Genomic DNA, 1,263 nt, shown 5'->3' on the forward strand with positions numbered 1-1,263 from the left:
CCAAGGAGTTGCTTACGTGAATTGTCTTCCTAAGACCGCTTGGCCTCCGACTTCCCCCACGAGCGTTACGCCCAATCCGCGTGGCCCGAGTCACACCCCGTAAGCGTTCAAAACAATTCATACGCGGATAAATAAGGTCACCGGTGAGCACTATCCGGCCACGCCAGGAGGCTCAGCCCGTCGTCACACCATCGGACCCCGCGGAATCGCGAGGGATTCCACGGGGTCCGGGGTGGCGGCGAACCGGCCGGCCACAGCCATAGGAGGGGTCTGGCGTGCCCGGACCGCGCCGTTGCGGCGGAACGCGCGGTCAGTGCTCGCGCGGGGCGGGCACCACGCGCTCCACCTCGGGGTGGACGGTCAGAAGTTGCCGCATGGCCGCCTCGGCCGCCGCGCCGTCCCCCGCGGCGAGGGCGTCGACGATACGGCCGTGGTGCGCCAGCGACGCGTCGTTCGGCCGGTCACAGCCCGTGACCGGGCCGCCGGAGACGTGCAGCGCGGCGGAGACGATCCCGGAGAGGTGATCCAGCATGCGGTTGCCCGCGATCTGGATGAGGAGCGTGTGGAACTCGGCGTCGGCACGCGAGAAGGTGAGCGCGTCGCCCTGTCCCATGGCGTGACCCATGATCCCGACCATGTCGGACAGACGCTGCTGGACGTCCTCGCGCCCGTGCCCGGCGGCGAGGCGCGCGGCCAGCGGCTCGATCGTCCAGCGCAGCTCACTGAGCTCGCGGCGCTGGTCGTCGCGCTGCGGCCCGAAGGCACGCCATTCGATGATGTCCGGATCGAGCAGGTTCCAGTCACTGACGGGACGCACGCGCGTGCCGACGTTCGGGCGGGCGCTGACCAGGCCCTTGGCCTCCAGCACGCGGAGTGACTCACGGACGACGGTACGGGACACCTCGAAGCGCTGGCCGATCTCCTCGGGCACCAGCGGGCGGTCGGCACCCAGATCGCCCGAGACGATCATCTGGCCGAGCTGCTGGACGAGTTGCCCGTGCAGTCCGCGGCCACGGCTGCCCGCGGTACGCCGGCCCACGCGGCCCAGCTCGCTCTCCACCCCTTCCCAGGCGGGCACTCCGACGCGGTCGACGGCGGGCGCCTCGGCGTAGGGGTAGCGGTCGAGTTCGCCCGGGTTCGCGAGGCCGGAGTCGGCGGAGCGGGCGGCGGTCATCATGGTGTGCGCAAGGGTACTCACGCATCCTTTGTCGGCGCCGTTCCCAACTCCCTTGAGGTCTTTGGTGAAAAGCACACGAAAGGGTG

At 69.9% G+C, this 1,263-nt stretch carries 1 protein-coding gene; it reads right to left on the reverse strand.

The features are described 5' to 3' along the window. Window positions 1-310 precede the first annotated feature (310 nt). A complete protein-coding gene (gene whiH / locus ABEA26_RS35985) occupies window positions 311-1,198 on the reverse strand; it encodes a sporulation transcriptional regulator WhiH (RefSeq protein WP_345598287.1) in 888 nt (295 codons plus the stop codon). Window positions 1,199-1,263: the final 65 nt, after the last annotated feature.

The sequence above is a fragment of the Streptomyces marokkonensis genome, from assembly GCF_039539045.1.
GTDB classification, from domain to species: Bacteria; Actinomycetota; Actinomycetes; order Streptomycetales; family Streptomycetaceae; genus Streptomyces; species Streptomyces marokkonensis.